Origin of the sequence: Vibrio sp. SCSIO 43086 (assembly GCF_051132235.1) — a bacterium.
Classification (GTDB): domain Bacteria; phylum Pseudomonadota; class Gammaproteobacteria; order Enterobacterales; family Vibrionaceae; genus Vibrio; species Vibrio diabolicus.
The window spans coordinates 37,647-59,025 of record NZ_CP072678.1; the positions used below are offsets into that span (position 1 = coordinate 37,647).

General features: G+C 46.1%; 13 protein-coding genes. 6 read left to right on the top strand and 7 right to left on the bottom strand.

Annotation, left to right across the window (positions count from 1 at the left end; genetic code table 11):
- Positions 1-264 precede the first annotated feature (264 nt).
- A complete protein-coding gene (locus J8Z23_RS16460; protein WP_434635546.1) occupies positions 265-8,190 on the top strand; it encodes a VCBS domain-containing protein in 7,926 nt (2,641 codons plus the stop codon).
- Between the two features lie 160 nt (positions 8,191-8,350).
- Here J8Z23_RS16460 and J8Z23_RS16465 read toward each other — a convergent pair whose 3' ends face one another.
- Entirely contained in the window at positions 8,351-10,012 is a 1,662-nt protein-coding gene (locus J8Z23_RS16465; RefSeq protein ID WP_432609390.1) for an electron transfer flavoprotein-ubiquinone oxidoreductase, read from the bottom strand.
- A 138-nt stretch (positions 10,013-10,150) separates the two neighbouring features.
- Between J8Z23_RS16465 and J8Z23_RS16470 the strand changes: the two genes are divergently transcribed.
- A complete protein-coding gene (locus J8Z23_RS16470) occupies positions 10,151-11,116 on the top strand; it encodes an electron transfer flavoprotein subunit alpha/FixB family protein (protein WP_434635548.1) in 966 nt (321 codons plus the stop codon).
- 66 nt (positions 11,117-11,182) lie between these two features.
- On the opposite strand, the gene J8Z23_RS16475 is transcribed toward J8Z23_RS16470, so the two are convergent.
- Genes J8Z23_RS16475 through pdhA form a run of 3 tightly spaced genes read right to left on the bottom strand, consistent with a single transcriptional unit; the run spans position 11,183 to position 14,398 of the window.
- Positions 11,183-12,331: a dihydrolipoamide acetyltransferase family protein gene (locus tag J8Z23_RS16475; protein WP_047009272.1), complete on the bottom strand. Its 1,149-nt coding sequence runs from the start codon at positions 12,329-12,331 to the stop codon at positions 11,183-11,185.
- Positions 12,328-13,311 carry an alpha-ketoacid dehydrogenase subunit beta gene (locus tag J8Z23_RS16480; protein WP_005395620.1) on the bottom strand — a complete coding sequence of 328 codons (984 nt, stop codon included), beginning with the start codon at positions 13,309-13,311 and terminating at the stop codon, positions 12,328-12,330. The genes J8Z23_RS16475 and J8Z23_RS16480 overlap by 4 nt, the downstream gene beginning before the upstream one ends.
- On the bottom strand, positions 13,304-14,398 hold the full coding sequence (gene pdhA, locus J8Z23_RS16485) for a pyruvate dehydrogenase (acetyl-transferring) E1 component subunit alpha (protein ID WP_434635549.1): 1,095 nt from the start codon (positions 14,396-14,398) through the stop codon (positions 13,304-13,306). Before pdhA ends, J8Z23_RS16480 begins: the two co-directional genes overlap by 8 nt.
- A gap of 656 nt (positions 14,399-15,054) precedes the next feature.
- Between pdhA and J8Z23_RS16490 the strand changes: the two genes are divergently transcribed.
- The 3 genes from J8Z23_RS16490 (at position 15,055) to yegD (ending at position 17,788) form a co-directional block, all read left to right on the top strand.
- On the top strand, positions 15,055-15,375 hold the full coding sequence (locus J8Z23_RS16490; protein ID WP_005375836.1) for a DOPA 4,5-dioxygenase family protein: 321 nt from the start codon (positions 15,055-15,057) through the stop codon (positions 15,373-15,375).
- Between the two features lie 324 nt (positions 15,376-15,699).
- A complete protein-coding gene (locus tag J8Z23_RS16495) occupies positions 15,700-16,323 on the top strand; it encodes a hypothetical protein (RefSeq protein ID WP_005395624.1) in 624 nt (207 codons plus the stop codon).
- A 112-nt stretch (positions 16,324-16,435) separates the two neighbouring features.
- On the top strand, positions 16,436-17,788 hold the full coding sequence (gene yegD / locus J8Z23_RS16500) for a molecular chaperone (protein WP_395197363.1): 1,353 nt from the start codon (positions 16,436-16,438) through the stop codon (positions 17,786-17,788).
- A gap of 306 nt (positions 17,789-18,094) precedes the next feature.
- On the opposite strand, the gene J8Z23_RS16505 is transcribed toward yegD, so the two are convergent.
- Complete coding sequence (locus J8Z23_RS16505; protein WP_258661243.1) at positions 18,095-18,568, bottom strand: copper chaperone PCu(A)C; 474 nt, start codon at positions 18,566-18,568, stop codon at positions 18,095-18,097.
- A 93-nt stretch (positions 18,569-18,661) separates the two neighbouring features.
- Positions 18,662-19,123 (bottom strand): hypothetical protein, encoded by a 462-nt coding sequence (locus J8Z23_RS16510; protein ID WP_054868028.1) that lies wholly within the window; start codon positions 19,121-19,123, stop codon positions 18,662-18,664.
- A 438-nt stretch (positions 19,124-19,561) separates the two neighbouring features.
- Here J8Z23_RS16510 and J8Z23_RS16515 point away from each other — a divergent pair, with 438 nt between their 5' ends.
- A complete protein-coding gene (locus J8Z23_RS16515) occupies positions 19,562-20,611 on the top strand; it encodes a Preprotein translocase subunit SecY (RefSeq protein ID WP_164665698.1) in 1,050 nt (349 codons plus the stop codon).
- 488 nt (positions 20,612-21,099) lie between these two features.
- Here J8Z23_RS16515 and J8Z23_RS16520 read toward each other — a convergent pair whose 3' ends face one another.
- Positions 21,100-21,378: a hypothetical protein gene (locus J8Z23_RS16520; protein WP_046875328.1), complete on the bottom strand. Its 279-nt coding sequence runs from the start codon at positions 21,376-21,378 to the stop codon at positions 21,100-21,102.
- Position 21,379 lies beyond the last annotated feature (1 nt).

Sequence of the window (21,379 nt, forward strand, 5' to 3'; positions counted from 1 at the left end):
AATGTAAGCTGCTATTTCAATGAAAATTTAATGACAAGTTTAAAAAATATTAAAAATAGGTCGCATAACATATGTTTTTACAGTGCAAAATAAAACAAATTTAAAACATGAAAATTATTGATAGGATAATTGCGTGTTTTAGATGGGTTAATTGATGCTAGCTTACGCCCAATTGTGTATATCGCTTCTTGAAAATAAGTCTTATTACTTTCTTAGTTTTATGGACTTTGAGATTTTTGTATTTACTAAATGAGGTATAAGCTCTTGGTTGGACCATCAAAATTAACCGCACAAACCTATGTTGTAATCGGCCTAGATGGTCAAATTAAAGCTTTTGCGTCTAAAGAAAACTTGTTACCGGGAGAAGTGGTCGTTGAATTAGTAGAGGGGAAGATCCAACCTCAGCATGTATATATTGCTGACACAGAAGGTGAAGCTCAAACTGATTCTACCGACAAGCTTGCGAAAATATTAGAGGCCATCGAAAAAGGACAAGACCCGAGTGAACTAGGTGATGAATATGCTACTGAAGCTGGTGAAGTTACGGGTTCAAGTTTGACGGCCTCTGGTACTGTTGAACGAACGGGGGCAGAAGTACTAGCAAGTACTTTTTTTGAAACCGCCGGCGTGACGACAGAGCAAAGTACAACGCTATTTAATATTTCTCGATTCACAACCTCAGAGCTTGGTGAAACTGAAGCGTTGATTGATGGTGAAGATAGAGGTGCCGTTCAAGAAGACGTGACGCTTGGAACTTCTGGCAACCTCAGTGTTACTGATCCAAATACAGGTGAAGCATTATTCCAATCACAGAGTGAGGTTCAAGATAGTTATTGGGGCGTCTTCTCAATTGATGCTTTCGGTAACTGGAATTATCAGCTGAATAATGAGCACGAAGAAGTGCAGGCTTTGGATCATGACAGTGACCCAATCATCAGAAGTATTACCGTTTTATCTGTAGATGGCACTGAGCATGAAGTTGTGATCTCTATTACGGGCACCGAAGACGCGCCAGTCGTGACGGGCACATTCACGGGCAAGGTGACCGAAGGCAATCTCGGTGATGTTGTGACCGCAGCAGGTACCATTACTATCTCTGATGTTGATAACGGCGACGATCCGATTTTTGCAAACACCACCGTTACGGGCACCTATGGTGAGCTGGTATTGGTGGACGGGCAGTGGACGTATACGCTGGATCAAAGCCAGGTTCAACAGCTGGACGAGGGTGACCAGGTACAAGACACCATCACTCTCACGGCGACCGATGGCACCCAACAAAACATCGTGATTGATATTACGGGCACCGAAGACACGCCAGTCGTGACGGGTACGTTCACCGGCAAGGTGACCGAAGGCAATCTCGGGGATGTCGCGACCGCAACAGGCACCATCACTATCTCTGATGTTGATAACGGCGACGATCCGATTTTTGCAAACACCACCGTTACGGGCACCTACGGTGAGTTGGTATTGTTGGATGGGAAGTGGACGTATACGCTGGACCAAAGCCAGGTTCAACAGCTGGACGAGGGTGACCAGGTGCAAGATACCATCACTCTTACGGCAACCGATGGCACCCAACAAAAGATCGTGATTGATATTACGGGCACCGAAGACACGCCAGTCGTGACGGGTACGTTCACCGGCAAGGTGACCGAAGGCAACCTCGGTGATGTCGCGACCGCAACAGGCACCATTGCTATTACTGATGTTGATAATGGCGATGAGCCAGAGTTCAGCAACACTGCCGTTACGGGCACCTACGGTGAGCTAGTATCGGTGGATGGGAAGTGGACGTATACGCTAGACCAAAGCCATGTTCAACAGTTGGACGAGGGTGACCAGGTGCAAGACACGATCACTCTTACGGCAACCGATGGCACCCAACAAAACATCGTGATTGATATTACGGGCACCGAAGACACGCCAGTCGTGACGGGTACGTTCACCGGCAAGGTGACCGAAGGCAACCTCGGTGATGTCGCGACCGCAACAGGTACCATTGCTATTACTGATGTTGATAATGGCGATGAGCCAGAGTTCAGCAACACTACCGTTACGGGCACCTACGGTGAGCTAGTATTGGTGGATGGGAAGTGGACGTATACGCTAGACCAAAGCCATGTTCAACAGTTGGACGAGGGTGACCAGGTGCAAGACACGATCACTCTTACGGCAACCGATGGCACCCAACAAAAGATCGTGATTGATATTACGGGCACCGAAGACACGCCAGTCGTGACGGGTACGTTCACCGGCAAGGTGACCGAAGGCAACCTCGGTGATGTCGCGACCGCAACAGGTACCATTGCTATTTCTGATGTTGATAATGGCGATGAGCCAGAGTTCAGCAACACTACCGTTACGGGCACCTACGGTGAGCTAGTATTGGTGGATGGGAAGTGGACGTATACGCTAGACCAAAGCCAGGTTCAACAGTTGGACGAGGGTGACCAGGTGCAAGACACGATCACTCTTACGGCAACCGACGGTACCCAACAAAACATCGTGATTGATATTACGGGCACCGAAGACGCGCCAGTCGTGACGGGCACGTTCACCGGTAAGGTGACTGAAGGCAATCTCGGTGATGTCGCGACCGCAACAGGTACCATTACTATTTCTGATGTTGATAATGGCGATGAGCCAGTGTTCAGCAACACTGCCGTTACGGGCACCTATGGTGAGTTGGTATTGGTGGATGGAAAGTGGACGTATACGCTAGACCAAAGCCATGTTCAACAGTTGGACGAGGGTGAAAAAGTACAAGACACCATCACCCTGACGGCAACCGATGGCACCCAACAAAAGATCGTGATTGATATTACGGGCACCGAAGACACGCCAGTCGTGACGGATACGTTCACCGACAAGGTGACCGAAGGCAATCTCGGTGATGTTGTGACCGCAGCAGGTACCATTACTATCTCTGATGTTGATAACGGCGACGATCCGATTTTTGCAAACACCACCGTTACGGGCACCTATGGTGAGCTAGCATTGGTGGACGGGAAGTGGACGTATACGCTGGACCAAAGCCAGGTTCAGCAGTTGGACGAGGGTGAGCAGGTGCAAGATACCATCACTCTCACGGCGACCGATGGCACCCAACAAAAGATCGTGATTGATATTACGGGCACCGAAGACAAGCCAGTCGTGACGGGTACGTTCACCGGCAAGGTGACCGAAGGCAATCTCGGTGATGTCGCAACCGCAACAGGCACCATCACCATCTCTGATGTTGATAATGGCGATGAGCCAGTGTTTAGCAACACTACCGTTACGGGCACCTACGGTGAGCTAGCATTGGTGGACGGGCAGTGGACGTATACGCTGGACCAAAGCCAGGTTCAACAGCTAGACGAGGGTGATCAGGTACAAGACACCATCACCCTCACGGCGACCGATGGCACACAACAAAACATCGTGATTGATATTACGGGCACTAATGATGCTCCTGAATTTGTTAGTGGGAGTAATGACAACTTTGGTCTGGATGCTCAAGGTAAAACCGACATCGATAGTTACCAGTTTAGCGTTGATGAAAACAGTCAATCGGGTGTAATTGGAAAAGTAAATGCATTCGATGTCGATCAGGACAGTCAGATAACGTATCACTTAAACGGTCATAGCGAACTGTTTGAAATCAACAGTCTTACTGGTGAGATCAGTGTCAAAAATGGTGCAAATCTGGACCATGAATCTATCGATAACTACCAGCTAGAAGTGGAAGCTCGTGACCAGTTTGGCGGTAAAGACACCGCTCAGGTCGAAGTGTTGGTTCGCGATATTAATGAAGCCCCTATTGCTGAAGATGATAAGGGCATTGAAAAAACAACCAAGACACTTGACCAGAGCAACTGGGATGATAGCACTGATATCGCAGTTGATTATTATGTGATTGATACTCGATCTGGAAACAAGGTTTCTGATGCATCGAAAGCTGATTATGTTGGTGACGGCGACCACAAATATGGCGTTAGTTCTGCGCTAGACAGCGGCTCAGACCGGGTTCAAGATGGTCAGATTCGATATGATGATGCAACTGGACAAAGTGAAGCAATGCGCTTCTCCTTTGCTAATGGTCAGGTTGCCGATCATGCTGAAGTTGAAGTGAAAAACCTATGGACAGACACTTCGAACGGTAGCTGGGAGCCTGGTATTGAGCGCGGTGTTTGGAAGGCTTACTACAAAGGTGACTTGGTTGCGACAGGTGTGTTTGAAGGTACCCGTGGTGGTAATCAAGTAGTCAACATCAATGCAGATGGGCGTTTCTTCGATAGTATTGAAATGTCTACTACCAGCTATAAAGACGGTGTCATTGATCCTAAAGGCTCAGAGTACTTTATTACTCAGGTATCAGCGGACCTGACGACCTTTGATGACGCTTACCAGACCAACGGCTCAGGCACGTTAGAGCTGGATGTTCTGGCGAATGACAGCGACCCGGATGGTGACGCTCTGACTATTATCGACTATCCATCAGAAAGTTTCCTCAGTCTGCAAGATGGTAAATTGGTCTTTGATGCGGCCAAGTACCTAGAGTCACTGCCAGCTGATCAACAAACCCTGAAAACGGGTGAAGTGAAAGATTATACCTTCGAATACACCATCCGTGATGACGACGGTCTGACTGATAAAGCAAAAGTTACCGTTAGTGTGATGGGTGAGCCTATGTCGCTCAGTGATGCACACGCAGCATTGGATGAATCTCAAGTTGGCACGGATACTGGCGTACATTCTGAAGGCAACTTTATCGCAAACCTCGGGTCTGCAACGGAGGCTGAATATCACTTCAACGCCGAGCAAAACCTAGGTGGTTTCACCAGCGATGGTAAAGAGGTCGTGTTTGAAGTGAGTGCAGATCAGAGCACTCTAACTGGTTATACTGGAACAGGCGCCGACCGCATCAAAGTGGTTCAAGCCAACATAGATAGCAAAACGGGTCATTTCACAGTTGATCAACATATGCCTCTTGATCATGCGGAGCAGGGGGCGGACATGCTGGATATCCGCGCTAGCGTCGAGGTGGATGCCGGAGGTCAGTCTGAGAGTGCCACCTTGCATCTGAATGTAATGGATTCATTACCGTCATCGTCTTCAGCTCACTACGAAATAAATGATGTTGATTCACAAAGTAATAGTGTTGTGATTGCACTTGATGCGTCAGAATCAATGCTCGACTGGGTAACAGATGCAGACGGACAATATGTTACTCGCTGGCAACTTGCTCAAGACTCTATTAAGTCAATGTTTGAGCAATACCAAGATTTGGGTCCAGTAAGTTTTAGAATTGCAACTTACAGCGGACAACCATCTGGCCAGATTTCTGAGTGGCTAGATTCTGCCGAGGCCATTGATGCCTTTATCTCTGGTATACATCCATATGCATCGACGCCATATAACCAGGCCGTTGACCAAATAAATGAAATACTTAGTGATCCAGAAGATGACGCATTGCTTAGTAATACCGATACCCAGCTTTACTTTATCTCAGATGGTCGACCTTCCGATTTTACCTATTGGACAAATCAAACGAACGTGGGAGAAATTCAAACCCGTGAAAACTTGATTAAGTGGTCAACATCAGATGATTTTGAAAGTGAACAGCGTTATCAGGACATAGTGAATGGTCGGGTTCAGCCTACTTCTGAAGAAGAGGGCATCATTCTGCAAAATGCGATGGAAAATGGCATCAGCAGTAGCGGTCAGGATGTTGAAAATATCTGGTCTGTCGGTATCGGTAATGGTGCGTCTCTGGAACACCTGGAGTCGATCGCGACAGATAAAGGCAGTGCTATTGTCGTTGTAGATGATTCTCAGATTGGGGATTTGCTTAGCAAAACGGTCTCAGGCCAGTTGCAAGGTAACCTTCTGGATGACAATGGCGGTGATGCTCAGTGGGTAGATCACATCACTATCGATGGCGAGATATATTACTACAACAAAATAAACGGTGATGTCACTACCAGCGATGGCACGAAAATATCGGATCATTCTCTGGCGCAAATTGATACCAACCACGGCAAGCTGACCATTAACTTTGAAAATGGTCACTACGACTATCAAGCGAGCAATGTTGTAGGTCATCAACAAGAGAAGCTTGACGTTACGGTTATCGATGCTGACGGTGATACTACAAATAGTGAAGTTACCATTGATATCCGAGATCGCGCACCAGAATTCATCAGTGTCGGTGATACAGACCAAACCCATGGCACCGATGCCAACGGTATGCCAACAGAAGATACAGCAAGCTTTGACGTCGCTGAGCAAGAAGTTGGGGTATTAGTCGGCCAGGTGGAAGCGTTTGATCCGGATGGCAGTGACACCATAAAGTATGAATTGAGTGGTGGTGATGCTGATCTATTCCGTGTTGACTCTAATAGTGGTGAGATTTGGCTGAAAGATGGTGTAAAACTGGATCACTCGACTCAGCAAACGTATCAGTTGGAAGTGTCTGCAAGCGATGGTGTGGATACCGATACAACTCAGGTTATCCTGAATGTCACTGAGAACCATGCCCCAACCTCATCTCCAGTTCAGGGCTTTGCTCAGATGGAAGACTTACCGATCAATAAAGTGACGGTAGTGTTCGACCACTCGAACAGCATGACCCGTACCTTTGACGGTGAGAATACCGTGGGTCGTGATGCAACCGCACCGAAAACTGAATCGAGAGCTTACAAAGCAGCAGCAGCGTTACATTCCATGGTTGAAAACATGATTGCCGATGGAGGAGAATCAAATACCTATATCCGCCTGGTACGTTTCGACGGTGATACATCCACACATAGCTGGCTGACTTTGAGTGAAGTTGAGTTGATGACACGCCCACCAGAGATGAATGGCCGTGATCCAAACGATTTAAGTTTCCAAAATGAAGTTTCAGAATATGTGCGCAACTGGTGTGACGTAGAATACGGTACCAATACGGATTACGATAAAGCTTTAGAGGCTGTAATGGAGCCTGGTGAGGCAAGTAATGCCGTTTACCCTTGGCAGGATGGTTGGGACTATTTCGGTCCAGAAAAACCGTCAGAGAGTAAGGACACCATATTCTTTATCTCAGATGGCGAACCCAACCCTAGCGAGGGCGCTGTTACTTCTCCTGATCTAGCCGAGCGCTGGGAGGATTACAAACAGACTCATGACGCCAAGGTATATGGGATTGGTATTGCTCTCTCTGATAATGTCAAAGCAGCAGAGGCTCTAGATGAGCTTAGCGACAAAGTGGTGTTTATCGACTCAGGTGAAGACTTGGGGCAGTACCTAAACCAGTTCTCTCCCGATCCAATTGCCGGTGAGTTACTGGCGGGAAGCCAGGACGCTGATGGTGATAGCATGACCGTTTCTTTGGCAGAAGGCGATTTCACTCTGTTGGGCGCAGATCTGCACGGTGTAACCGTAAATCAGCCGTTAGTTTCTTCAACCAGTGACGTAGATGGTCAGCTTCATATCCAGACAGCGTTCGGCACTTTGGAAGTGTCATCCAATGGCAGTTATAGCTTTACTCAAAGCGATGAGCTTACTCTACAGGGAGACCAGCAGGCGGATTTGCATTTCTTGTTTAAAGTGTCTGATGGTAAAGGTGGCATAAGTGAAAACGTCTTTACACTTACATTGAACGATTCTGGCACCGATATTGTGCAAACTGAGCGCCATGCGTCGGTGGGAGATGAGTTTGCGAATAGCATCACCGGTGGCGAAAGCATTGATATTTTGCTAGGACAAGCAGGTGAAGATACGTTGAATGGTGGCGCAGGCGATGACATTCTGGTTGGTGGGCTTGGAAACGATATCCTGACGGGAGGTCTAGGCAGTGACATCTTGACAGGTGGAGAGGGTATTGACACCTTCACCTTTACTCAAGAATCACTGGACATGACGTCATCAAGAGATGTGATTAAAGACTTTAGGCTGGATGAAGACAAGCTGGATTTGAGTGACATTCTTGAGTTTGTCGGTGACGACACAACGGATATGGATAACTTGTTGGAACACGTAAGCGCAGACTACGATAGTGCCCAAGATACTCTGAATTTGACGATTACTGGAGAAGACAGCAACACAATGTCCGTGGCATTAGAGAACTTTGATTTATCAGGGTTGGAGCTAGGGTCGTCAGCGACATCTCATGAAATCGTTGATCAGCTGTTCCATCACCAAGTTTTTAGCGTGGATTAATATTACCTGAAGATAAAGTTATTTTAGTAAATAGCACCTGATTGAATCATCAGGTGCTATTTTTTATTTCTGCCGCGGCTAGCTACCGACTTTTTGTTTAACCACTTTAAAAATTAGCAGTAGTAAATGCACTGCTTCTGCACTTTAAGTGGTTCTTTGATTACATGTTTTGATAGCTTGGTCCGCCACCACCTTCTGGCGCTTTCCATGTGATGTTCTGTGAAGGATCTTTGATGTCACAGGTTTTGCAATGCACGCAGTTGGCGGCATTTATCTGAAACTTCAACTTACTCTCAACTTCCACCACTTCGTAAACCCCTGCAGGGCAATAGCGCTGGCTCGGCTCGTCATACATACCCAAATTCACATCAATTGGAATGTGAGGATAAGTCAGAACAAGGTGGCAAGGTTGGTTCTCTTCGTGCTGTGTTCCCGACAAAAATACCGACGAAGGCTTATCAAAACTGATTTCACCATCTGGTTTTGGGTATGTAATTGGTTGGCACTCTTGTTTAGGTTTTAACTGTTCGTGATCGTACGAATAGTCCTTGACAGTCCAAGGTAACGGCTTCTTAACCAGTGGTTGCCATAGGTTATGCTCAAAGGTCGAAAGTGCACCGCCCAGTATGCTGCCAAACTTGTGGATGTTCGCACCAAAGTTACGTGTTTCGGCGAGCTCGTCATACAACCATGATGATTCAAACAATGACTGGTAGTCTGGCTCAGAAGCCCCAGTTTGTCGGGCAGTATGTACTGCTTCTGCTGCAATGATTCCGGACTTAATGGCTGTGTGGCTGCCTTTAATTTTAGCGACATTCAAAGTGCCTGCATCACAACCAATCAATAAACCGCCGGGGAATTGCTGTTTCGGCAGAGAAGAAAGTCCACCTTTTGCAATGGCTCTTGCACCATATGCGATACGTTGGGCACCTTTTAGGTGTTGCTTGATAGCTGGATGATGCTTAAAGCGTTGAAACTCGTCAAACGGGCTTAAGTAAGGGTTGCTGTAGTTTAAATCTACGATCAAACCGACCGCGATTTGGTTGTTTTCCATATGATATAGAAAACCGCCGCCAGTGGTATTTGTCTCGCTCAAAGGCCAGCCAGCGGAGTGGATAACACTGCCAGATACATCCTTGCTGTCAGAGGGTAATTCCCATATCTCTTTTAAGCCAAGCGCGTAGTGCTGAGGTTGCTTGCCTGCGTCTAGGTCGAACCTTTGAATAAGTTCTTTACCCAGGTGTCCGCGACAACCTTCAGCAAAAAGGGTGTATTTTGCCTTTAGCTCGATACCTGGCTCAAAGTTAGGTTTGACTTGGCCGTTCTTATCTAGTCCCATATCGCTCGTATTAATGCCTGTCACGGCGCCAGTCTGATCATAATTGATGCTTGCAGCGGCAAAGCCAGGAAAAACTTCCACCCCAAGACTTTCTGCTTGGTTAGCGAGCCAACGGCAAAGGTTGGCAAGGCTAATTACATAATTATTTTCGCCATTTATCATTGGACGTGGCGTAAGGAAATGAGGGACGCGAATATGGTTTTGCTCAGTAGTAAGATAAAGGAAATGGTCTTGCTGAACTGAGGCTGATAGCGGGGCGTCCATTTCTTTCCAATCGGGGAAAAGTTCATCCAAGGCATTAGTTTCAAAAACAGCGCCAGATAAAATATGTGCGCCCACTTCTGAGCCTTTTTCTACAACGCAAATTGAAAGTGCGTCACCTTCACTCTCTTGGCTAAGTTGAGCTAGGCGACAAGCGGCACTTAAGCCCGCAGGTCCGGCTCCCACGATCACGACATCAAACTCCATGCATTCTCGTTCCATCTCTATGCTTCCTTTCTATTATCGTCATCTGCGTGACAGGTTTTTGGTTTCTATACAGAAAACTATAGCTCAGTTGACGTTAACGTGAAGTGAACTAAGCTCAAGTAATGGATCTGACGTGTTATACGAGGCATGACCATGGATGACCGACCATTAGCAACACTTGTCATTGCGGAACATGACAACCAGTCGTTGGCTGTAGGGACGCTGTGTGCAATTAAAGCGGCATTTGATATCAAGGATGATGCTAAATCGCTTCCTATTTCTGTATTGCTTATTGGTTATCAGTGCCAATCGGTTTTGGATGAGTTGAAGTGCGTTAAGGGCGTTGCAGAAATTATCTGGGTTGACGCGAAGGAATACGAGCATGGGTTAGCGGAAAATATCGCCCCTTTGATCTCACAAGTAGCCAAAAATTACTCACACATTCTTTCTCCTGCCAGTACGTTTGGTAAGAATGTGATGCCTCGCGTGGCGGCGTTGCTCGATGTAGGGCAACTTTCGGACGTGATGACCATCGAGTCTATCGATACGGTGATTCGTCCAATTTATGCCGGGAATGCATTGGCGAGAGTCGCGTCGAATGATCCCTTTAAAGTGATGACCATACGAAGTACGGCTTTTGATGCCCTAGATCTGTCAGACACACCAGTTGCCCCTAAGGTTACTCAAGTCGATACAGTGATTATCAACAAACTTAGTGAGTTTATTTCGCAGCAAACGCCAGAAAGTAAGCGACCAGAATTGCCAGCGGCTAGAGTGGTGGTATCGGGTGGTCGTGCATTCGGGAGTAAAGAGAAGTTTGCTTTAGTCGAACAATTGGCTGACAAGCTAGGTGGAGCGGTAGGAGCGTCCCGAGCGGCGGTCGATGCGGGTTATGTGTCTAATGACCATCAAGTCGGGCAAACCGGTAAAATTGTTGCACCTGAATTATACATTGCCGTCGGAATTTCTGGTGCTATTCAACATTTAGCGGGAATGAAAGACTCAAAGGTGATTGTCGCAATTAACAGCGATCCCGATGCGCCTATTTTTGACATCGCTGACTATGGGTTGGTCGGCGATTTATTTGAGGTGATGCCGGAGTTGCTAGAGAAGCTGTAGATATAATCTGTTCTCTCAAACAAAAGGCTTCCGAACTGGAAGCCTTTATCATTTGGTTTTTACCAGTTACTTTTCGCTCGGGCGTTGCAGGTGTTCTGCAAGCACTTTAGTAAACCTTGCTGCTTCACCACCAGTACAAGCGCGATGATCAAACGTTACGGATAGCGGCATTGCTTTCACCGAAATTGCTTGACCATTTCTTATCACCACTCGGTCGAGTATTCGACCAGCACCAACAATAGCGACTTGCGGAGGTGTGACGACAGGTGTCGCGTAAATGCCAGCAATCGCCCCGAAGTTGGAAAGCGTAATCGTCGCGTGCTGTAATTGCTCTCGACCGATTTTTCTCTCTCTGATCCCTTCAACAGTTTGATCGAGCCAACGACGAACATCTTGTGGCTCGTATTCATCTGCGTGGCGCAATACGGGTACGTACAAGCCATGACGGCTATCTACAGCAATACCAAGGTTAACAGTATTGTGCACGCAACGCGTCATGGTTTCTGCATCAAACCAAGCATTTAAAGCGGGCTCTTCCTGACATGCATGAACAATCGCTTGAACTAGGCGGATACTGATGTCTTCGTTCGGCAGCCAGTCTTCCAGCAATGCTTCTTCTGTAATGGTCACGGCAGCAACGTGCTCGTGTGACTCAGTCATCGACGACACCATGGTGCGTCGAGCGCCTTTCAATACTTCTGTGCCCGGACGCTGTTTTCCGGCTTCGTCGTAAATGTCGGCATCAACGATAAGACCGTTTGGACCACTGCCTGACACGAGATTAAGATCTACCCCAAGTTTTTGTGCCAATAGACGAGCCGACGGTAGAGCAGTAACTAGATTACTCTCAGTCGTGTTGTGATTGCCTCCAATCCAGAAGTCATCGACGTTAACGTGATGCGCTTGATGAGAAACGTTGCCGACAACGGTCGCGGCGTCAGCGGTCTCTTTTTTCTCTACTGTTGCCCCCCGCTCTGCGCCAGTTTCGTCAATTTCGAGTAGCAATGCGCCAATATTGACGATATCACCTTCTTCCCCATGGCGGCTGACTACACGGCCTGAGTAGGGGGCGGGAACGTCGACCGTCGCTTTTGCTGTCTCGACAGTTAAGATCACTTGATCCAACTTAACCATGTCACCGACATTAACGTGCCATTTTACAATTTCTGATTCAGCGAGGCCTTCGCCGAGATCGGGTAAGTTAAACGTCTTCATTTCCAATCCTCCACGAGTTCGCGCGCTGCGGTCACAATGTCTTCTTCCTGAACCATGAAATAATCTTCGTTACGGTAATAAGGCATAATGGTGTCCATTCCAGTTACTCGTTTAGGTGGGGCTTTTAGTAAGCACATGGCGTGTTCGGCTGTTCGAGCTAAAAGCTCAGAGCCCACACCACAAGTTTTACTCGCTTCATGAACAACGAGTAAACGTCCGGTTTTTTCTAGTGAGCTGAAAATCGTTGCGGTATCAATTGGCTTAATGCTCGCCAAATCAATCACCTCGACTTCAATCCCTTGACTAGATAAGGTCTGTGCGGCTTGAAGTGACTCTACGACGCATGCGCCCCAAGTAACAAGCGTGATATCTCGCCCCTTACGTAAGGTGAAGCAGGTGTCGAGTGGAAGTGCTTCGCCATTATCAACGACTTCAGATTTTACGGTTCGATAAATGCGTTTCGGTTCGAAGAACATGACAGGATCATTACTTCGAATCGCGGCGAGAAGCAGGCCGTATGCGCGTTGAGGTGAAGAAGGAATCACTACTTTAAAGCCAGCAGTGTGCGCAAATAGCGCCTCTACACTTTCTGAGTGATGCTCTGGAGCGTGAATACCGCCACCAAATGGCGCACGAAAAACCGCAGGGCAAGTGAGGCGACCGCGAGTTCGGTTACGCATGCGTGCCGCGTGGCACATTAAGTGCTCCATTGCAGGAAAAACGAAACCTTGAAATTGAAATTCGGCGACAGGTCGTAATCCTTGCGTTGCCATGCCGACCGCAACACCGCCGATTAACGCTTCAGCGAGTGGCGTATCGATCACTCGTTTGAGACCAAACTCTTGTTTGAGCCCTACGGTGGCACGGAATACGCCACCATTATCACCTACGTCCTCACCTAACACGACAACATTTTGGTCTTGTTGCATTTCGTGGTGCAGAGCGAGGTTTACTGCTTCAACTAACGTTAGTTCAGCCATGTTTGCCTCCCTGCATTCGCACTGCTTTGTTGATGAGCTCATCTCTTTGAGCGTGAAGCTCTTGGGGAAGCGATTCATACAAATAATCGAACCCAGTTTCTGGTGCTTGTGACGGTAAGCTGAGGTAGCGCTCAACTGCCAGTTCCACTTGTTCCTTGCAGTATTCTAGCCATTGTTGCTCTTGTTCATCGCTCCAAGCTCCTTGATTAAGGAGATACGTTTTAAGACGTGCTATAGGTTCGTATTGCCATGCGGTTTGAACATCGTCCTCTTTACGATAACGAGTCGCATCATCGGCAGTAGTGTGGTCACTTAATCGGTAACTGACCGCTTCGATGAGTGTTGCGCCTTTCCCTTTTCTCGCTCTCTCAAGTGCGGTCTTGGTTGCATCATAAACGGCGACGACATCGTTACCATCTACCGTAATGCCCGGTATACCAGCGCCTTGCGCTTTTTCTGATAAGAAATCGGCAGCACATTGAAGGCTACGCGGCACTGAAATTGCCCATTGGTTGTTATTCACAACGAAAACAAGTGGAATATTCCAAGCACCCGCACAGTTTATTGACTCTAGAAAATCCCCTTTGGAGGTACCGCCATCGCCACACATGACTAGCGCAGCTTCATGGTTACCTTGAATTTTCAATGCGGAAGCCACCCCGACAGCGTGTGTACATTGCGTCGCAATGGGAACACAGAATGGAAGATCTCGGCTAGGAATTGGGCTGCCCTCAGGAGCAAAATCACTACCGCGCTCATCACCGCCCCAGTATTGAAGATTCTTCTCCATGCCAATACCACGACACCACATTGCAGGCATATCGCGATAATAAGGGACAAATACATCATCGGCTTTCAGCGCTCTACCGACCGCAATGCCGATGGCTTCAGCACCTAGGTGCGAAGGGTAGGTCCCTAACTTGCCGGTGCGTTGCAACGCAACGGCTTTGTTGTCGTAAGTGCGAGTTAATACCATGTCTCGGTAAAACCCGACCAAAGTTTCAGTGTCAGCCCAGTTGGGTAGTTGGCCGACTAGGTCCCCATGATGGTCGATAAACCGATGCATGGGTAATGCCTGAACGTTCATCTCAAGCTCCTTTTGACGCTGCGTGTCTTTTGGACTGCAGCTGTTCATATCAAACCAGAGTTTGTATGGGTACTCAAACTCTGATATCAGCGCAAAGGCCATACCTAAGGTTGCTTGTGTTTTCTATAGCTGTAGGCATCTGTACGTCCTTTAAACTATTTTTCGATAACACCGCTGCGGCTATTTCATCGCAAGACACAGAGAAACATTTTTCTGCATCTAACCCTCTAACTAAATCGTGGTATAGCCAGATACAATAAGTGTAAACAAATTGTTAAATTGTGCTTCATTTTGACTTTTGATCAGTAGTAAAGTTTTGCTTACACCCTGATTTTGTAGAGTAATATGCTGATTTTTAATTGCTGGCATTTTTAAACTCGAATTTAATTGCTATTGAATGAAACATATTTGCAACAAAATTTGGCTGTAAAATTTGACAAAGTGAGTCATTATTAATGAATCAACTCAAGTAGTTGTTATGTGTTGTATTGAGATTTTTTGTTGTGCCCGAAACTCCGGCCTTATGAGAATACATAACTTCTTCCCAACAGAGTGGAATCAGGGTAGGGTGACGGCATTACAAATGTATACCCTCGGCGGTCCTTGAGCTTATCAGCAGTAGATGGCGCTCAAGTCGAAGTGATTATGGAGAAATTATGTATCACGCTCATGTTTATTTTCCTTTAAGAGAACAAGATAAAGCGCAAGCCTTGAACGAGATCATCCGTCAAGAGCGTCAAGATGTGCTGCGTGTGTTTCCTTTGGTTGGAAGATTGGTTGGCCCACATAAAATGCCGATGTTTGAAATTCACCTAGAGTCATTGAGTGAAGAGTTTTTGGCTTGGCTCGATACGATTCGAGGTGATTTTTCTGTGCTTATCCATCCTGTGAGTGAAGAAGAGTTGCTCGATCATACGGAACGCGCGATTTGGCTGGGTAGAGAGATTGGTGTATTTGAAGAGAAGCTAGAGAAATAGTTGTTCCTCCCGTATGTATGACCGCTTTGAATGCTTCTCCCCTCATCGCGGTCACCGTAGCAAGTTAGCGTCTTCATGTTCGTTAATAAGTCGCGGTTTCCTTTTCTCCATTCTGCATCCCCTGTTTTTGTGTGCTAAACCTACAAGTAGGCTTTTGGGCTTAAGCATCAGTGAGACCATGTTTCTGTTTAGCATGTCGTTAAATAAGTTTTGGCAGCAATAAAATAATAAGTTCAGATAAATGAAATAGGTATAGCAGGGAAGTGCAGTTTACGACCCCAACGCCATTGGCAGTGGAGCCGATAATTTCTGAGGGGGAAGGGTATGTTTTCGATACTCTTGGTCATACTTTCACTGTATATATTTTGGTTGTTGTTTCGCAACGGACCTGCATTCGCCGAACGCGTCGCTCATCAAAAACGTAACTGGGTTGGACCTACCGCCAACAAAGAAGAATGGCGAGGATATTGTACGGATGTATTTCAGCCGTTCAGCTCTCAAACGACTTTTTACGCCATCGCTTATTTTGCGAATTATATTGCAGCAGCAAATGCGATATCTTGGTCAACAGTATATGAAGGGGATTACCCGATCATCATAAGCCGATTTGGTAGCTACTTTATTTTAAATACTCACGATTCACTAGTGGTTGCAGGGTTTATTGCGCTTGCTTTCTTTATCATCAATTGGCAGCTTGCCATGCACTGTTCTGGTATTCTTAGTCAGTATCTAGTGCGGATTCTTATTATCAATCGAACGCGCTTTGTTGCGATTAGCTTAGTGTTTTGCAGTTACTTTGCGTATCTCTTGACTGTTGGTATTTTCTGGTTGTTCCATGACGGTTATTCGATCTGGCACGGATTAACGCTTACTCCTGTATTCTTATTATTAGCGTTATTGGTTGCGGTTGTTTTGCCATCTATGAAAAAAGAGAGCAATAAACCTTAGATAGACTTGCCACGTTAAATTACACACGATTTTAGGATAGTAATTCCTATGCCATTAAGTTAGCATTGCCGGCTTTTTAACGGTCTACAGGCCCTTATTAGTGGGAGGAACTATGTTTATCGGCTTTGACTATGGCACTGCAAACTGTTCAGTGGCAAAAATGGAATCGGGTGAGCCAGTAATGCTTAACCTAGAAGGGAGCAGTCCATTTATTCCTTCCACCCTTGCTGCACCGACTCGTGAATCGGTATCCGAGCACTTATTTCGCCATCGAGATATTAAACCATTAGATCAAGTTGGTGAGCAGGTTTTACGCCGGGCAATCAATTTAAACAGAGAAGAAAGTATTGATCTCGAATCTGACGACATTGCATTTGGTCAGGCGGCGCTTAATCTCTATTTGGAAGATCCTCGTGATATCTATTACGTAAAGTCGCCGAAGTCTTTTCTTGGCGCTTCTGGCTTGCGTGACGTGCAATTGGCTTTCTTCGAAGATCTTGTCTGCGCGATGATGGACAATATTAAGTCGCAAGCCGAAAACGATGCGCAGCAAAGTATTACCGATGCTGTTATCGGCCGGCCAATTAACTTCCATGGGCGTGGCGGTGAAACGGCTAACATTCAGGCTGAAAGCATTTTGTTGCGGGCAGCGAAACGTGCGGGCTTCCAAAATGTGGAGTTTCAGTTTGAGCCTGTCGCGGCGGGCCTAGAGTATGAAGCGACACTCAGCGAAGACAAAACGATTCTAGTGGTCGATATTGGCGGTGGTACAACGGACTGCTCGTTGATTCAAATGGGGCCGTCTTGGCGTGGCAAAGCGGATAGGACCGCAAGCTTGTTAGCTCATAGTGGCCAGCGCGTCGGCGGGAATGATCTTGATATCGCGTTAGCATTTAAGCAGCTCATGTTCCCGTTTGGCATGGAAAGCAAAATGGAGTCAGGTATTGTGATGCCGACCACCCAATTTTGGAACCCGATAGCAATCAACAATGTAGAAGCGCAGAGTGATTTCTATTCGCGAGAGAACCTATTCGCGTTGAAGTTGCTTCAAAAGCAGGCTCAAGAGCCAGAAAAGCTTGCTCGTTTGCTAGAAGTGTATCATGAGTCTTTAGGCTACAACATTGTTCGCCGTGCCGAAGAAGCGAAAGTGGCGCTTTCAGAACAAGCTTCTTACCGAACTGGCATCAACTTACTGTCAGAACTGATTGAAGTCGATGTGCAACGAGACGAAATGATCGAGGCGATTCAGTCGCCGAAGAATAAAATGACAGCGTTGGTGACAGAAGCGGTAGAGCAAGCTGGGGTGAAACCCGATGCTATCTTTATGACTGGTGGTTCGGCACGCTCGCCAATCTTGCGCGATGCGGTGCAAACCGTACTGCCAAATATTCCGGTCGTCAGTGGAAATTATTTTGGCTCGGTAACTGCTGGCCTAGCTCGTTGGGCTGAGGTCTGTTTCAAGTAGAAAGAAAACTAATTGCGCTATGGGCATTGTTACCAAATTTATGACTTCGCTGAGAGATTGAGTTTCATGCGAGTAGGGAACCTTGTTAGGGTTCTTAAATCTTTCAATGTCATTCTGAACAATGAGGGACGAGCGTGATTCAGAATCTATTGTCCGAGCATGCGGTTATGTATATGACTTCGTCTCGCTAAGCGCTACTAGCTGCCATTATTCTGAAGAATCGGGTTATGATCTATCGGAATAATGATTTCTACTAAGCTGAAATAAAAATGCCCGCTAAATCAGCGGGCATTTTTGTTTACGTCATTAATGGTGCATGTGTTTTTCCATGTGACCTTGTTTTTCAACCGCCATTTCTACTTCCACTTTACCCGCGTTTTTGAATGTTAACGTCATAGGGAAGCGGTCACCTTCTTTGAGCACTTGTATTGGATTGAAAATCATTAAATGGAAGCTGCCTGGCTTAAACAACACTGAGTCATTGGCTGGAACGCGCACTTCGTCAATCTTAATCATTTTCATCACACCATCTTCTTTCTTATGCGTGTGAATTTCGACATGTCCTGCGATTGGGCTTTCTGCTGCGATCAATGCATCTTCACTGTTACCGTGGTTGGTTAATTGAAAAAAACCACCGATAACAGGTGCGTTTGGTGGCGCTTCGCGGCTCCATGGATGGTCGATATGAATTTTTCCTGCTTCATAATCGTGCGCTAAACTCAGTGGGCTAGCGATGACAGCAATAAGCGCGATAGCGGCGGTTTTAAATGATTTAAGCATGTGTTTTTCCTTTTGAATGAATAGCTTCTCTGAATGGACAACAAACAGAGTCATCGTTATTTTTGAATAAAGTTGTTAATGATTAGATGCCTGTTAGGCAGGAAAAACACTCGGCGGAGAGTGCTTAGGCGCGATGTGTTTGTAAACGAGCTTATCGCATTTTGAAAATCGGTAAGGCGTCAGAGCTTTCTTGACTCGGCGCTGCCAATGGATGGTAGTCAGGTATAGCCCAATCGCAACCAAAAGAAAGAATTGAACCGCTTGTAGAAGCGGACATTCAAACTGAAAGCCTTCATGTAAATTAAGATCTTGAATGAGCGTAGAAGAAGGTTGAGCGTTAGCTTCAATCAGCGTATTGATATCCACCCATTTGAAACCATCTGCGGTACACAGTAAGACCTTTTCACTTTGAACGTTGTTAAGCCATGTTGTGTTGTGAACTTGTGTTGGGTTAAGAGTCGCTGTGGACGCTAAATACAACTGAAACAACACCGCGATAATAACCGCAATAGCGTGCAAGCGATGGTGTTTATGCTGTATTAGAGTGTTTTCCATACAATTGAGTGCTTATCTTCTTCGGCGCGGGATACTAACAAATTAACCAAACAATGTAATTATCAGTTTACTAAAAGGTGATGCAAGTGTGCATTATTTGTTTTATTGCCTGTTATTAACGCTTTAATGTCTTGATTCGGCTGGCATTCACAACCTCCAATTCAACTTGTCAGTCTTGTCTCGTCGCTTTTGAAGATACCGAATTAATCTCTCTTATATGTCACTGAAGCTTCGGTTAGTGGGTGTCGTGGTGGTGTTTTTACGTGCTAGATTTGGCTGATATCGATTCAAAATGCACACCGAATCTTCACTTGTTTTCCATTAACGGAATTATGACAGTAATTTAATAAAGGATACGGTATTCTGCGCTCCTTTGTACATGCCAGAACGTCCGTCCTACTTAGTCGGAGGGGCGATTAATCTTAAGAAATTTCTCAAATGAAATACGAACAACAGATTGGATATCGATACCCTAAAGGTCGATTTGCCATGGTGAGTGTATACGCATTCACTGGTGCTGCGATTTTAGCATCGACTATTTTTTCTCTATTGCTGTTTTTGTCGATCGACGAAAACCCGATGATGCAAACCTTATTTGGTGGTTTAGCGATTATTTTTGAAGCGGGTAAGTTCTACGCCTGGTATGAATACGGTGAGCGCCGAGCCCATCGCAACTATACAGGGGCGGCAACCGCTCTCGTGTTTTATTTAGTCTTAGCTGCGATCTCCATTGGCGGTAGTATTGGTGGCATTAACAGTGCAACAAACAGCGCACAAAGCCATATTTCGGTAGAGCAGGCGAAAGTGGAGGCGTTTAATCGCCAAATTGCGGCAATCGATAAACAGATTGAGCTCAACAATATGGCAGCGCAGAAATACATCGAGATGGAGCGTATCGCGACTGGTGTAACTCGCATTCAGGAGCAAAACAAAACCTTACGCGAAGAGCAGCAACGCTTGGCTATGGAACGTGATAGTTTGCCACCGGTCACGCAAGGCTCAGTGATTGGTTTGATTGATAGCCTAGCCAACGCATTTGGTACCACCTCTCAGCAAGCTCAGCTTGGCTTGGTTGTATTTCTTTCGATTCTGTTGGATTTCTTTGCTGCATTTTTTGTCGGCCTGATTGGTGAAGAGCAACGGTTCAGACATTTCTATCGCCGAAATGAGGGCATGATACTGAAAACGGTTCGCGATATCGATCCAGAGCCAGCGGGGTATCTTCCTCATATCAAAGAGGAGGAAGCGCAAGAAATACCAGTAACGCCGGAGCCTGAAGAGCCAAAAGAACCGAAAACTCTGTTAGAGCAAGTGAGCGATGCACTTAAAACGCATCAAATTACGTGCACAAAAAAAGCCGTTGCCAAACAATTTAGGCTATCTGCGGAAGAGGTAGACAAGGTGTTTGAGGAATTGGCAGAGCTCGGTTTAGTGGGTAAAAAAGCCAACCACCATTATCATTGGATAGGTCAGACAGAGGCCGCATAATTGGTTATCAATTAGAGATCGGAAAGAGCGTCAATCGGCGCTCTTTTTTGTATTAGCTCGCCATTAACTAGTTTTTAACTTTTAAATAAATTATGAACAACTGGTCTTGCAAATTGAAAGTTCACTTGGATATCAGTTGAGGCTAGATTTGATATGTCCGAGTCAGCTAAATATTCACGCGCAAGGGATATATGTTTCAATACAGAAACTATTTTCTATCATGGTACAGCGAATAGTTCAGACGGCTCAATGATGGGCATGAACTATGCGTATTCAGGTGATTAAAGGTTCTAAGTCAGCGAGTTAAAAATTAGCCGAAAGATACATTTTGCTTCATTCAGGAAGTCATAATAGCGGTCGCGTGATCGAGGATACACGTGAGGAAACATTTGCTCCAAACTTACCTGCCCGAATCGGTTATTAATACATCAAGAATGAAAGAGGCGCTAATTTGGTGCCTTTGTTGATAGCTACACAACATGATACGACTAATCTCTTTCTGCCTTAAAACGATACTGTTCCGACAAACAGACCAGAAGACCAACTAAAGCCGAAACGAAAATTACACACACTTGGTAGGTGACTTTCCCTGCCCCAAGATCGTTCAAAATCTCGGTAGTAGCAATCATAGGAAGCGTTACCGTGATCAGCAAGCTTAATAAGCGAGAAACCTTAGATTTCTTTCCGTGCCGCTTGGTATAGAAATAATGCGCATAATCCGAGTACATGATAAACAAGGAGATAAAAAGACCCAGTATCCAAAACATA